12 protein-coding genes and 1 pseudogene are annotated in these 12,041 nt (G+C 60.0%); 8 read left to right on the forward strand and 5 right to left on the reverse strand.

The genetic code is table 11. The features are described 5' to 3' along the window. Positions 1-9: 9 nt before the first annotated feature. The 6 genes from NKI06_RS18675 to ligD all read left to right on the forward strand — a co-directional run bounded on the left by NKI06_RS18675 (position 10) and on the right by ligD (position 5,514). On the forward strand, positions 10-1,104 hold the full coding sequence (locus tag NKI06_RS18675) for an ABC transporter ATP-binding protein (RefSeq protein WP_352986572.1): 1,095 nt from the start codon (positions 10-12) through the stop codon (positions 1,102-1,104). Then, the gene (locus NKI06_RS18680) at positions 1,101-3,074 is read left to right on the forward strand and encodes a D-apionate lactonase family protein (RefSeq protein ID WP_352986574.1); all 1,974 of its coding nucleotides are present in this window, start codon (positions 1,101-1,103) and stop codon (positions 3,072-3,074) included. The genes NKI06_RS18675 and NKI06_RS18680 overlap by 4 nt, the downstream gene beginning before the upstream one ends. 41 nt (positions 3,075-3,115) lie before the next feature. Beyond that, positions 3,116-3,385: a DUF6894 family protein gene (locus NKI06_RS30915; RefSeq protein ID WP_502900600.1), complete on the forward strand. Its 270-nt coding sequence runs from the start codon at positions 3,116-3,118 to the stop codon at positions 3,383-3,385. Positions 3,386-3,514: 129 nt separating this feature from the next. Continuing rightward, the gene (locus NKI06_RS18685; protein ID WP_023742801.1) at positions 3,515-4,009 is read left to right on the forward strand and encodes a YidB family protein; all 495 of its coding nucleotides are present in this window, start codon (positions 3,515-3,517) and stop codon (positions 4,007-4,009) included. A 56-nt stretch (positions 4,010-4,065) separates the two neighbouring features. Beyond that, positions 4,066-4,416, forward strand: coding sequence for a DUF4112 domain-containing protein (locus NKI06_RS18690; protein WP_352986576.1), 351 nt, complete (start codon positions 4,066-4,068; stop codon positions 4,414-4,416). 96 nt (positions 4,417-4,512) lie between these two features. After that, positions 4,513-5,514, forward strand: a complete 1,002-nt coding sequence (gene ligD, locus NKI06_RS18695) for a non-homologous end-joining DNA ligase (RefSeq protein ID WP_352986577.1) — start codon at positions 4,513-4,515, stop codon at positions 5,512-5,514. Here the strand turns inward: ligD and NKI06_RS18700 are convergent. The 3 genes from NKI06_RS18700 to NKI06_RS18710 all read right to left on the reverse strand — a co-directional run bounded on the left by NKI06_RS18700 (position 5,443) and on the right by NKI06_RS18710 (position 8,738). Then, positions 5,443-5,634 (reverse strand): DUF3606 domain-containing protein, encoded by a 192-nt coding sequence (locus tag NKI06_RS18700; RefSeq protein ID WP_084559016.1) that lies wholly within the window; start codon positions 5,632-5,634, stop codon positions 5,443-5,445. The genes ligD and NKI06_RS18700 overlap by 72 nt on opposite strands. A gap of 579 nt (positions 5,635-6,213) precedes the next feature. Next, positions 6,214-7,251: a sensor histidine kinase gene (locus NKI06_RS18705; RefSeq protein WP_023740290.1), complete on the reverse strand. Its 1,038-nt coding sequence runs from the start codon at positions 7,249-7,251 to the stop codon at positions 6,214-6,216. After that, positions 7,251-8,738, reverse strand: a complete 1,488-nt coding sequence (locus tag NKI06_RS18710; RefSeq protein ID WP_023742796.1) for an ATPase domain-containing protein — start codon at positions 8,736-8,738, stop codon at positions 7,251-7,253. The genes NKI06_RS18705 and NKI06_RS18710 overlap by 1 nt, the downstream gene beginning before the upstream one ends. A 137-nt stretch (positions 8,739-8,875) precedes the next feature. Between NKI06_RS18710 and NKI06_RS18715 the strand changes: the two genes are divergently transcribed. Beyond that, a protein-coding gene (locus tag NKI06_RS18715) for an IS5 family transposase (protein WP_286441865.1) occupies positions 8,876-9,701 on the forward strand; the annotation gives its coding sequence in 2 pieces (ribosomal slippage) (positions 8,876-9,382 and positions 9,384-9,701; 825 coding nt in all). A gap of 118 nt (positions 9,702-9,819) precedes the next feature. Here the strand turns inward: NKI06_RS18715 and NKI06_RS18720 are convergent. Continuing rightward, positions 9,820-10,022, reverse strand: a pseudogene (locus NKI06_RS18720) (CsbD family protein). A gap of 273 nt (positions 10,023-10,295) precedes the next feature. Then, complete coding sequence (locus NKI06_RS18725; RefSeq protein ID WP_031198225.1) at positions 10,296-10,910, reverse strand: CGNR zinc finger domain-containing protein; 615 nt, start codon at positions 10,908-10,910, stop codon at positions 10,296-10,298. Between the two features lie 137 nt (positions 10,911-11,047). On the opposite strand from NKI06_RS18725, the gene NKI06_RS18730 reads away from it, so the two are divergent. Continuing rightward, a complete protein-coding gene (locus NKI06_RS18730) occupies positions 11,048-12,019 on the forward strand; it encodes a DMT family transporter (protein WP_050588487.1) in 972 nt (323 codons plus the stop codon). Positions 12,020-12,041: the final 22 nt, after the last annotated feature.

Genomic DNA, 12,041 nt, shown 5'->3' on the forward strand with positions numbered 1-12,041 from the left:
AGGGAAGGCATGGCCGAAGTCAGAATTACCGGCTTGCACAAGCGCTACGGCGCATTCCATGCCGTGCGCGGCATTGACCTCCACATCCGCGACGGCGAGTTCACGGTCCTGGTTGGGCCCTCCGGTTGCGGCAAGAGCACTCTGCTCCGGACCATCGCCGGCCTGGAGGAGATATCGGAAGGCACGATCGAGATCGGCGGCGAGGTGGTCAATGATTTCCGGCCGCGCGATCGCGACGTGGCAATGGTGTTTCAAGATTATGCGCTCTATCCGCATATGAGCGTGGCCAAGAACATTGGCTTCGGCCTCAAGGCTCGCAAGATGCCGAAGCCAGAGGTCGAGGTGCGCGTCGCCGAGGCGGCACGCATGCTTGGCATCACTCCCTTGCTGGGGCGTTTTCCGCGCCAATTATCCGGTGGCCAGCGCCAGCGCGTCGCCATCGGCCGCGCCATAGTCCGCAACCCCCGCATCTTTCTATTCGACGAGCCGCTGTCCAACCTCGACGCACAGCTTCGCGACGAAATGCGCGGCGAAATCAAACGCCTTCACCAAGACATTGCGACAACGATGATCTACGTCACCCATGACCAGATCGAAGCGATGACGTTGGCTGACCGTATCGTGCTGATGCGCGACGGGTTGATAGAGCAGCAGGGCGCGCCACTCGAGTTGTTCGAGCACCCGGCCTCCACGTTCGTCGCTGGGTTCCTGGGTTCGCCGCGGATGAGCTTCCTGCCAGGCACCCTTGCCTTGGACGCAGGCGCCGCTGCCATCCGGCTCGCGGATGCACTGCTACCCTTAGCGCCCGGCAGGGGGCTGAAGGGCGTCGCGGACGGACAGCAGGTGCTGCTCGGGTTAAGGCCAGAACACCTCACTCGTGCGCACACTGCCATGCCGGAGCAGGGCACGTTTCGCTATGAGGCAACGATCGACCTGCTGCAGCCGACCGGCTCGCGCAGTTACGCGACATTCCGACTGGCCGGCGCGCCGGTGATGGCTGAGCTGCAGGCGCACGATGTCAGCCGTCCGGGCGAGAAGCTTGCGATCGACATCAACATGAACCGGGCCTCGATCTTCGACGCCACGACGGAGCGCGCAATTTGACCTCGACAGCTTCCCTGGCAGTCCGCTTGTGTGGCACCGAAGAGCTCGAGGCACCGCTGCGCACACTGCGCGCCGGATCCTTGTCGGTCGCCTTCGACAATGGCGCCTTGCGTTACATCCGCATCGGGACGATCGAGGTCTTGCGCGGAATCTCGTTTCTTGTACGGGACGAAAACTGGGGAACATGTACCACCGTTCTCGATGATCTGCGGATCGACGAGAGGCCGGATGCGTTCGCCATTGAATACCGTGCAACATGTGCCGCAACATCCGGCCGCCTGATTTACCGGGCGCGCGTCTCAGGCAGTGGCGATGGTGCGCTGTCGTTTGTGGCGGAGGCAGAGCCCGAGACTGACCTTTTGACGAATCGGACCGGCTTCGTGGTCCTTCATCCGATCGAGGGCTTAGCCGGCAAGCCGATAAAGGTGCTGCATGAGGATGGTCACGACGAGCTATCGTTCTTTCCGGACCACATCGATCCAAAATGTCCGTTCACCGACATCCGGGCGTTGTCGCACGAGATCGCGCCTGGGATCTGGGCGACATGCACCATGGAGGGTGATGCCTTTGAGATGGAGGACCAACGCAATTGGTCTGACGCCTCCTATAAAACATATGTCCGCCCTCTGCGTCGCCCGTGGCCTTACAGACTGCCCAGGGGCCAGAAATTCACGCAGGCCGTCCGGCTTCACGTGTCAGGAACGCTCACTGCCGGGACGTCTGAAAATCGAAATCCACTCATCAACCTGACGATCGGCGGACCGGTCGGCCGAGTGCCCCGCACTGGCGTCGGCGTCGCCGCCGACGAGGCAAAGCACGCGCTCGAAACCCCCGAGCTCCTACGACGAATGGCTCCTCAGTGGATGGTCTGCCAGGTCGATCTCCGGATCGCACACGGCCAGGACGAACTAGAAAGCTACGCCGCGCTCGCACGGCTGACCGGCGCTGGAGTGGTCCTCGAGATTATCACCAAGGGCACGCGCGATCCATTCGGCGAATTGGCGCCGGTCGCGGATGCTGTCGACTCACTCGGCCTCAAACTAGAAGCTGTCTCCGTCTTTCCGGCGCAGGACATGACATCCGTACAGCCGGGAGCACCGTGGCCGACTATGCCCAGCTTCCACGAAAGCTACTCCGCCGCTCGCCGGGCTTTCCCGGGCATCTCGCTGGGCGGCGGCATGGCCGCTTACTTCACCGAACTCAACCGCAAGCGTCCGCCAGCCGAGGCGCTCGACTACGTGACCTTCACCACCTGTCCAAGCGTGCACGCCGCAGATGATGTCTCGGTGATGGAGACACTTCAGGCAATCCCCCATCTAATCCGCTCCGCGCATGCTTTCATGGGGGAACGCTTGCCACTGCGTATCGGTCCCATCCAGCTCGGCTGCCGTGAGAACCCATACGGAAAATCCACTGCGCCGAATGAAGCGAACGCTCGCGTCTGTCTATCGCGCATTGATCCTCGTCAGCGCGGGCTGTTCAATGCGGCTTGGACTGTCGGATATTTCGCGGCCTGCGCTCGCGAAGGAATCGATGCCGTCGCGTTCGGTGACTTCGCCGGCCCCTTTGGCCAAATCCATAGGAAGGCTGATTTCGTGCAGCCATGGTATGACCAGCAGGATGGCCCAACGGTCTATCCCGCTTTCCATGTCTTGGCTGGTCTCTCAAAGCTCGGCGGAGCCACCTTGCTGTCCGTAGGAACTTCCGGCTGTGACGGCGTCGTGACGATCGCGGCTGAAAAAGATCGCCGCGTGACCCTGTGGGTCGCTAACCTTACCGCCAAGACGCAATCTGTGCGGCTTTCGGATTCGCCGAGCAGCGCCCGCATTGCTCTTCTCGGCGCCGAGCAGTTCGAGCGGGCGGCAACCGATCCCGACTTCATGGAAAGTTCCGCAAGACCGCTGGATGATCAAAGCATCTCGCTTGGCGCCTACGCCGTCGCGCGAGTCGACCTCGATCGATCGTCTTAGGCCTAGCCGATGTTCGCTGTTTGGCCAAACCCCCGTCAAAGATGAGGGTGGTAGTTCCATACTCTAAGGCAGCGCGTGGGATCCATCTCGCTTATACGTTCTACTATCGCGACGGCGACCAGGCTCGCCAGGTTCCGCCTGCCGAGACGCCAAGTTTTGAGGCCGCTCGCGCCGAAGCGATCCGTTGCGTAATCGGCCTGTTGGCTGATCTGGGCGATGACGATATGACCGGATGGTTAGTGCGCATGCGCGATCAGGCAGGCAACGAGCTTTGCACGATCAACGTCTGCGAGGCCGAAGCCGCACCGTAAACGGAAACAAGCCGGTTAGGCAGCACCGCTCACGTCTGTGTCGATACGCCAGCCCTTATTCAATTAGATCGTCGCCAGTCGGAACTTTTGTGATGTTGAGCCCTTGTCCATTGAACAGTGGAGGTACCAATGGCTAACCTGGGAAAATTGGCGATCGCGATGCTCGGCGTCTTGGCATACCAAAATCGCGACAAGATCGGCGACATGATCCGTGGAGCGGGTGATCGCAACCCAAATGATCCGCAAGGCGGGATTCTGGATCAGCTTTCAAAAGGCGTTTCGGGGACCGCGCTTGGCGATATTCTCGACCGGTTCAGAGGGGCAGGCGCCGGATCGAAGGTCGATTCGTGGGTAGGCACCGGGCCGAACGAGCCGATCCAGCCAAGCGAGGTGGAAGCAGCCATAGACGAAGACACCCTGACTTCCCTCTCGATGCAGACCGGCCTTTCGCGCGAGGAGCTCATAAGCCGGATCACGCGAGATTTGCCTGAGGCCGTCAGCAAAATGACGCCTACTGGTGAATTGCCCGTTGAGGCGCCGAAAGGCTCCGGTGAGACGACCTTGCTCGACGACGTGCCATCGCACAGGACGCAAGCGAATTCAGGCGGTCAAAGCGATATCTAAGGTGACGGCTAATCCATCAGGGAGAGATACTAAATCGTACTGGCGCGCGAGTTGGCATGATCGGGCAGGGCGGTCACGGTGGTGATACAGCAAACGTACTTGCCGAGTTGGCCGCGCTACTCGATTCCCGCTGGCGCATTCCAGGCACATCAATTCGTTTTGGACTGGATGCGCTCGTAGGTCTGGTCCCCGTACTCGGAGATGCGGCGACGGGCATTGTCTCGGCCTACATCGTCTTGCGAGCTCGAAACGTCGGTGCCGGAAATGGGTTGGTCGCCCGCATGCTAGGCAACGTGCTGCTGGATACGCTCGTAGGAAGTGTCCCAATTCTCGGCTCGATCTTCGACGTCTATTTTAAGGCGAACAATCGCAACATCACTCTGCTGCGCCGCCACATCAACAAGTGAGGCGGATAACCAATCGTCGCGATGCAATTCTTCTAAAAGGCTCGGAACCGACAGGGGCGCTGGGGCTTGAGTCGCGATTCCTGGAGTCGCGAGCATATGACCAGTGCCATTGACCGGCTTTCGTTCATCGAGTTCCAATCGCCCACACTGGTCGAGAAAGCTCCCGAAGGCGGAGATTGGCTTCACGAGATCAAATATGACGGCTACAGGACGCAGCTGGTCGTTGAAGGCGGAAAGGCGCGAGCATTCACGCGTCGCGGCTACGATTGGTCCCACCGTTACAAGAGGATTGTTCAGGCCGCGGCAAGCTTGCCGGTCAAATCCGCTATCATCGATGGTGAAGCTGTCGTCCTGGGCGACACCGGCCTGCCGGACTATCAAGCCCTGGAACGTGAGCTGGGCAACCCAAGTTCGCTGCGGATGACTCTCTACGCTTTCGACCTCCTGTACCTCGATGGCCGTGATCTACGGGAACAACCGTTAGTGAAGCGCAAGGCTGCGCTGAAGAAGCTGCTGACCGAAACCGAGCCAACCCTGACTTATGCCGAGCATCTGGAGGTGAACGGCAAGGATATGTTCGACCATGCCTGCCGGATGGGCATAGAGGGAATCGTATCGAAGCGAGCGGATGCTCACTACCGCTCGGGCGTCCAGACCAGTTGGGTCAAGGTCAAATGTGTCAAGAGCGACACTTTTCCAATCGTGGCTTTCGTCGAGAAACTTGGCGCGCAGCCGCGCCGCATCGCATCGTTGTACATCGGCAGGCGAGAGGGCGACCGGCTGCTTTATGCCGGGAAGGCCCAGACCGGCTATACGCTGGACGCAGCCCGGCGCGTTAGGGAGCGGCTTGATCCGCTTGTTGTCGCCAAGTCACCGCTGTCGGAGCCGATCAAGAAGCCCAAGGCGACATGGGTCAAACCAGACGTTCTTGCCGAGGTACAATTCAGTGGCGTGTCTGACCGCGGCATCTTGCGGGAGGCGGTCTTCAAGGGACTACGCGAGGAGCCGCGTGATGCGTCGCGACCATCAGCCGATATCAGCCCGTTTTCTTGCCTCGCGTTCGAGCCTCTTCCGGTCGTTGCCGTGTTCTCTGATTAGCTCGCGGACCTGTTCTGGCGTGATACGATGCTGTTTGGCGAAATAGCGAACCTCATAATCTTCATCGACTGATACACGGTTGCGATCTCGAAAATCACGCATGCTCTTGTCGTCTGCCATTATCTTTCCTCCTGATCAGAGAAACAACGACCGACGTTGTATGTTCCCGGCGCCTCACTTCGGCCGCCAGAGGCGCGGGCTGTCCGACCGTACTGGGGCCGCAGCCATTGCGAAGGTGATCTGGCGAAAGTTGGTTGGCCAAAGGCGAGGGTGATTTCGTTTGCTGTTCGGGATAGCTGACCGTGGATCGAGCCTGCCTGCGGGCCTCTTGGTTTTTTACGACGCCAGTCGGAACCCAGACGGGTCGCAGATGATTCAGATGCGCATCCGGGCTATCAACGAGGATCGTGAGCAAAATGGCGGGGGGTGACCACGAAGGCGACAAAGCTGCGCTCCGGGAAAGCCCAAGTTTCGTCTAGGACGCATGACCCGGCTCACAGCGCCGCGGCACGAGTTCGACTTTATCACCAAGGTCGGCCGCATAGACCACGCCGGAGCTCTCGCAATGTTGCAGAGGCATATGGGAGATCGAGAGGCGGTCTTTCGGAACTGATGGCTCGGCCAGAGCGCTAGACCAGCCTGCCGAGTGACGCTCAGTTAATCCCTATCGCGGCGCCCAGCCTGCCTTTCCGTTGCCGCTCAGTAAGCCGGCACAAGGCGCGTGTTTCGCAACGGCAAGGCCATGGTGAACTGCAAGCCGTCACGATGGTAGTTCAATTCGATCTTTGCGTTGCATTGCACGGTCACGACTTTTTCCAGAAGTGTCGTGCCAAACCCCCGGCGACTGGGCTGCTCTACTTTCGGCCCATCTCGTTCCCGCCAGTCAAGATTGACGATCTGTGTATCGCCGGACCCGCCTAACGACCAGCGGACATCAAGGCGGCCTCCCGTTTGCGAAAGCGCGCCAAACTTCGACGAATTGGAGGCCAGTTCGTGGAAAGCCATCCCGACGGGGACCGCAATGTCGGCGACTAGCGCTACGTTCGGGCCTTCCATAACGATACGCGGCCTGTCGCGCGTCTCATAGTGGTCAAGCTCGCTTTCGAGCAGCTTGTGCAGGGAGGCAGTCTGCCAATAATCGTCGGTAAGCATCGAATGGGTCTGGGCCAGGGAAACGAGCCTGGCTGAAAAATCGCGTACGAAATCATCGACGTTGCCGCTCGACTTGGCCGTCGCGCCCATCATGGCGCGAACGTTGGCCAGCGTGTTCTTGACGCGGTGATGCAGCTCGCGGATGAGCAATTTCTGCCGATCGGCGACCTCCCGCTTCTGTTCGATGTAGGACTGGACCTCACGCTGGCGGGCGCGGGCACGCAAGGCGGAGCGCACCGAGTTGGCGAGGCTCGAAGCCAGAAATGGCCGTTCAAGCACGATCAGATAGCGGTCCAGAAATGCCATCCGCGTGTCGACTTCGTTCCCCCGCATCGTCAGAAGCACGATCGGAAAATCCGACCATGCGGGTTGGGCTTCAAGCCAGGCCGCAAACTGCGTTCGATCGGAACTGAGCAGGGCCTCCTCGGCCACGACAAGGCACTGAGCCTCGTCGAGAAGCTGCACTGCCTCTTCCAAGCTGCCGCACACACGCGAGGCAATCTGGTTTGTAGCCAGGATGGAGGCCGCGATCCTCGCGTCACGGCCAAGCGGCGCCAGCACGAGAACGGCGGGGCTGGACGACATCACAGCGCCTTATCCCTCAGAAGGTCTGTCGGCTTGCCTTCAAATTCCGGAGATCCCATCAGGATGCCGCGGAATTGTTCCAGTGGCTCACCTACGGCCACGCCGTTACCGCCGATTTTAAACTCACGAATCGTCTCTTCGTGGGGGCCGACACGTTTCTTGACAACGGAAATCGCGCGTCTCAACTGACCTGCGTTCTCGAAGAAGCGCAGAAGCATGATGGAATCGCAGAGATAGGTCATGTCGACCGGCGCTGCCGTTTGCCCAAACAGCCCGTGATTGGCCAACAGCAGGATCGTCGCCACTGCCTTCTGATTGAGATAGGTGAGGATCTCGTGCATCTGAAGCACCAGATGTTGTTCTTCGGACATGGCATTGAGATAGCCAGTTAGGCTGTCGATCACGACGATCCGCACATTGGATTCTTCGACGGCCGCTTGGATGCGCGAAGACAATTCGCCTGGTGAAAGCTCAGCCGGATTGACAGATTCAAGCATCAGCGTGCCGTCCTCGGCAAACGGCTCCAGGTGCATGCCGAGCCCGGCGGCGCGCGCCAAGAAGATGCGCTTTGTCTCGTCAAACAACAGCACCAGCACACGCTCGCCACGCTCGAGTGCGGCATAGCAATAGGTGCAGGCAATGGTAGACTTGCCAACGCCAGACGGCCCCATCAGCATCGTGCTGGTACCACGGGCCAGCCCGCCGCCAAGCAGGGTGTCGATCCGGTTGTTGCTCATGGCCGGCGTATCATGCTCGGCCACCTCATGCTCGGCTGCAACGAGCCTCGGATAGGCGATAACGCCGCCTGGGCGAATTACGAAATCGTGAAAGCCGCCCCGGATCTGCACGCCACGCATTTTGATCACGCGTAGCCGCCGGCGCTCTCCACCATAGACGGGCGACAGCTGCTCCATCCGTATGACGCCGTGACTGATCGAATGCAAATTGAGGTCATCCTGCTCAGCGGTCAGGTCGTCGAGCATAAGCACCGTCACATTGTTGAGCATGAAGAAGCTCTTCAATGCCAACACCTGGCGCCGATACCGCAATGACCCTTGCGATAAAAGTCGAATTTCAGAGAGCGAATCGAACACCACGCGATCGGGTCTGACGCGTCCGATCTCGGCCATGGCAGACTGCACGGTTTCGCCGAGTTCCAATTCCGAGGAATGGATCAATGTCTGTAGCTGCGCCGGATCGAAACTGAGCTCTGGCGGCACAAGTTCAAGAATTTGCACCCCCTTCAGGTCCCAGCCGTGACGGCCAGCAACCGAGAGCAGTTCGCGCTTGCTTTCTGACAAAGTGATGTAAAGGCATGTCTCGCCTTTCTTGGCGCCCTCGATCAAAAACTGGAGGCCAAGAGTGGTTTTTCCAGAACCTGGTTTCCCTTCGATAAGATGGGAGCGGTTCCTGGCGTAGCCGCCACGAAGAATGTAGTCGAGCCCACTAACTCCAGTTGCGATCGCTGAGGCGTCGTCTCTGTCCAACTAATCCCCCAATGTAATTTCGAGAACCAGATAACGACGGGCACCTTTGGCGGTTCCACGTCTCTCGGTGAGAGACCGTTTTGAAAATCGGCTTGCCGGGGGTTTCGTCTGAGGCTGGGTTATGATTCAAGCTTTAGATGTGGACAAAGCAGAGCCGTGGCCGGATGGCCCAGATCGCCAAGAAGACCAAGCGCTACCCGTCTGATTTGACGGACGAGGAGTGGGAGCAGTTCGCACCGCTGATGCCCAAACCTGGGCGTCGCGGCCGTCCGCGCGAGGTTGATTTCCGGGAGGTGGTCAACGCCGTGCGCTACCTGGTCCGCTCGGGTTGCGGTTGGCGGATGCTGCCGATCCATTTCGGACCCTGGCAAACGGTCTACGGCTGGTTCCGCGAGTTGGCTCGGCGCTTTCTGTTCCAGACCATCCACGACGTGGCGCTGATGCTGGATCGCGAACGAGCCGGGCGCGAGGCCAGTCCCACGGCTGGTGTGATCGACAGCCAGTCGGTCAAGGCTCCGCAAGCTGAAACAAGGGGTTATGACGCCGGCAAGAAGATTGTCGGCCGCAAGCGACACATTGCCGTGGATACGGATGGGCGGCTGTTGATTGTCAATCTCACCACCGCCGACATCTCCGACAGTGACCGGCGCTCAGGCGATCCTGGATGGTATCCGCAGGCGCTGGCCCTGGGTGAAGCATCTGTTCGCCGACGGCGCCTATGACCGGCTGAAGCTCATGGACAAAGCCACCTATCTCGACTTCGTGGTCGAGATCATCCGTCGATCCGACGACCAGAAGGGCTTCCAGATCCTGCCCCGCCGCTGGGTCGTCGAGCGGACCTTCGGCTGGATGACAAGATGGCGCCGCCTCGTGCGCGACTACGAGCAGCGCATCGACGTCTCGCAAGCCATGATCCTTGTCGCTATGGGCGGCAATCTCATCCGCCGAAACGCTCATCCGTGAATTTCAAAACGGACTCTGAGCGCTATTGTCGTGAGACGAAAAGGCGACAGGAAGCGCGGCAAAAAGGGGCGCCGTACCTCTCGGAGCCCTTTTTCAAGTTCAGTTTGGAACCGGCGACCTACCAGCCTTGCCGGCCATACCAGTCATCGATGTCGCGCTGAGCGCGGTCCTTCTCAATGCCGTAGCGCTCTGAATCTTGCCTTCCAACTGATCGCGGTTACCGGCAATACGGTCCAGATCATCGTCTGTGAGTTTGCCCCACTGTTCCTTGACCTTGCCCTTTACCTGCTTCCAATTGCCTTCGACACGGTTCCAGTCCATGGCACCTATCCTCGTTTGTTTCGGACTGAGAAAAACGCCGTAACGCTACCGGAGTTCCCGTCAAGTTTGAGCAGATCGACCGATCGAAGCGTGGCGAGGTAGGCGGCCCCGAAGCAACCCGCTCTGGAACGCGATGATGGCTTGCCGCGCCGGCTGTGTTCTCCACAGTCTTGGCCACAGTCGCTCGCGAGACTAGCTTCGTTGGACAAACAGCGACAGGGATAGCGTGAAGCCAACTATGCTGCGTTGGTCATCCAAGCCTGGCGTCAGATACTAATTCTTGCTGTTGGGAGCCATGTTCCCTGCGGCTTTTGCCCTGAAGCGCCTTACCCGGCTGCGTGTGCCGCAGCTCTCATCCGAGCACCACCGCCTGCGCCCGCCACGCGAGGTGTCAATGAAAAGCCAACCGCAGTTCGGCCCGGTGCACTCGCGCACGCGGCGGCGGTCATTCCTGGACACCAAAAACTCGGCTGTCTCAAAGGCCACGCGGTGGCCGATCGTGTTCAGACTGGCTGCGTCGGTCCACTGCCAAGCGAGGCGGTCGCCGGACGGGAAAAGCGAGCGCTTCGGCAGGGCTAGGGCGACTGCATCGCGCACGATTTGCAAGGCATCGTCCGGCACCCGGGCGCCTGCCGCCTCGGCCTGGAGAGCCGCGTAAACGGCCTCGCGCAAAATCTTGGCCTTTTCCAATGCCGCCTCCGCAAGGAGCGGGCGGGCGGAAGCCTCCGCGAGCAGTGCTCGCGCCTCATCGACGTCGATCAAATCGGCACGTCCAGCCCAGACGACCAGGTCGGCATAGGTCTGCAAGAGGTCTGGGCCCCATACATCGCGTCGCGCGTCGACCGTGTTGACGAAGTCCAGGCAGGCGTGACCGCCAACCATGCGCATGTCGACGATAGTCTTCGCACAATCCATCCCCGGAAACATCGGTTGGCGGAACCGTATTGGCAAGAGGCCGTTGTAACGAAATAAACGTCTTTTGGCCGTTACGACGAACCAACAACGCCCAGCGAAGGCTGCTTCCGATGAACCGCAACACAGCGACATTTTTGGTTTTATGTGTGATCTGGGGCACCACGTGGATCGGTATCAAGGCAGGGATCGCCACCGTGCCGCCTCTGATGTTCGCAGGCACGCGTTTTACAGTAGCCGGCTTGCTGATCCTCAGTGCGACGCGCCTAAGGGGCGCTGCTCTACCACGGGTGGCGAAAAGGAGTTGGCCGCGCCTTTTCGTTGTTACGTTGTTCATGATTCCGCTTTGCTATGGCCCACTCTTTTGGGGCATGCTCTACATCGATACGGGCACCGCGGCTGTTCTTGAGCTTTCGCTGACCCCCGTCACGCTGCTTGGGTTTGCGTTGCTTCTGGGGGACGAACGCTATGACGGCCGCAGGCTCTTTGCGATTTTGCTCGGTGCGGCCGGTCTGTGCGTCCTGTTCGGGCCCGAAGCCTATGCTGGTTGGACACACGCAGACCAGCAGGGCAGGGGGCTCCGGCTGCTGGCGATGACAGCGGTGGCGTCGGCAGCTGTAATCTATGCATGGGGTTCGGTGCTCGCGCGGCCGCTTCTTGAGGTATATTCATCGGACTTCATCGCCGGCTTCACCACCCTTTTCGGGGGCGCATTCCTAATTCTCATCTCACTCGTTGTGGAGCCAGGCGCGGCCGCGGCTCTAAAAGGCGATTGGGGCTGGCCGGCCTGGGTCGGGTGGCTGTTCCTCGTGCTGTTTGGTTCGTTCATAGGCTACACACTCTTTATCCAGCTCCTGCACGAAATCGGCGCCTCGCGCGCCGGAGCATTTGCCTTCGTCTCACCCGTGATTGCCGTCGTGCTTGGCATCATCACCTACGGCGAGGAGGTTAGCCTGATCGACATCATCGGCATGGCTATCATGCTCTTCGCAGCGTTTCTTGCGCTACGCGAGCGCAAACAGGAAACATCATCCGCTTCCCCGCCGTTGATTCCACGCTCCGCGCGGGCCGATGGCAGAATATGAAAGACGGCGCGCGCATCCAGCC

This window comes from Mesorhizobium sp. M0772 (assembly GCF_040320135.1).
Classification (GTDB): domain Bacteria; phylum Pseudomonadota; class Alphaproteobacteria; order Rhizobiales; family Rhizobiaceae; genus Mesorhizobium.

Coding starts and splice junctions, on each gene's coding strand:
- NKI06_RS18675 (WP_352986572.1), top strand. CDS start 10: ATGGCCGAAGTCAGAATTACCGGCTTGCACAAGCGCTACGGCGCATTC.
- NKI06_RS18685 (WP_023742801.1), top strand. CDS start 3,515: ATGGCTAACCTGGGAAAATTGGCGATCGCGATGCTCGGCGTCTTGGCA.
- NKI06_RS30915 (WP_502900600.1), top strand. CDS start 3,116: ATGAGGGTGGTAGTTCCATACTCTAAGGCAGCGCGTGGGATCCATCTC.
- NKI06_RS18705 (WP_023740290.1), bottom strand. CDS start 7,251: ATGTCGTCCAGCCCCGCCGTTCTCGTGCTGGCGCCGCTTGGCCGTGAC.
- NKI06_RS18700 (WP_084559016.1), bottom strand. CDS start 5,634: ATGGCAGACGACAAGAGCATGCGTGATTTTCGAGATCGCAACCGTGTA.
- ligD (WP_352986577.1), top strand. CDS start 4,513: ATGACCAGTGCCATTGACCGGCTTTCGTTCATCGAGTTCCAATCGCCC.
- NKI06_RS18730 (WP_050588487.1), top strand. CDS start 11,048: ATGAACCGCAACACAGCGACATTTTTGGTTTTATGTGTGATCTGGGGC.
- NKI06_RS18690 (WP_352986576.1), top strand. CDS start 4,066: ATGATCGGGCAGGGCGGTCACGGTGGTGATACAGCAAACGTACTTGCC.
- NKI06_RS18725 (WP_031198225.1), bottom strand. CDS start 10,910: ATGCGCATGGTTGGCGGTCACGCCTGCCTGGACTTCGTCAACACGGTC.